Genomic DNA, 507 nt, shown 5'->3' with positions numbered 1-507 from the left:
CGGACCAAAGGCTTGCATCGTGAGTTTGATTGGTTTCATATTTGGCCCTTACTGCTGTGAAAGTTGCTTAATGATGTCGCTGATTGCTTGCTCTTGCTCATTGGATAATTCACTATCCTGTGCTTCAGCAAAGAAATCTTTGAACATGTCAATTTCACTGCGAGCGAGCTTAGCTTGCGCCATTTCTTGCTCGACACCAATTAGCATTCCTGGCTTCTCTAGGTGCAAAACATTCGGGTAAACCGTACGAAGTTTCTCCATCGGATTCAAAATGGCGTGTTTATCCATTAATCTCACCAGTAAATAATCTTCATTTTGCGGCTCCGTTTTGCCCCACTCTAGAATTTGTTCCAATTCGCCTTCAACGATACGCATTTCATGAGGCGCAGTTAACTCAATATGTTCCGCCCCAATAAAGCCATCTTTGCCGATTTCAACTAATGTGAAGCCTTTCTTTTGATTTTGTTCACCGAAGCTGTACTTCATCAACGAACCAGAATAACGAAT

The 507-nt window shown here is 42.4% G+C and carries 1 protein-coding gene; it reads right to left on the bottom strand.

Annotation, left to right across the window (positions count from 1 at the left end; all coding sequences use genetic code 11):
• Positions 1 to 48: 48 nt before the first annotated feature.
• A partial coding sequence (locus R7Z77_RS28705) for an exonuclease SbcCD subunit D C-terminal domain-containing protein (protein WP_318137479.1) occupies positions 49 to 507 on the bottom strand: 459 nt, incomplete at its 5' end.

The organism is Vibrio sp. 1401 (assembly GCF_033340295.1).
This window is presented reverse-complemented; position numbering and strand designations above follow the sequence as displayed.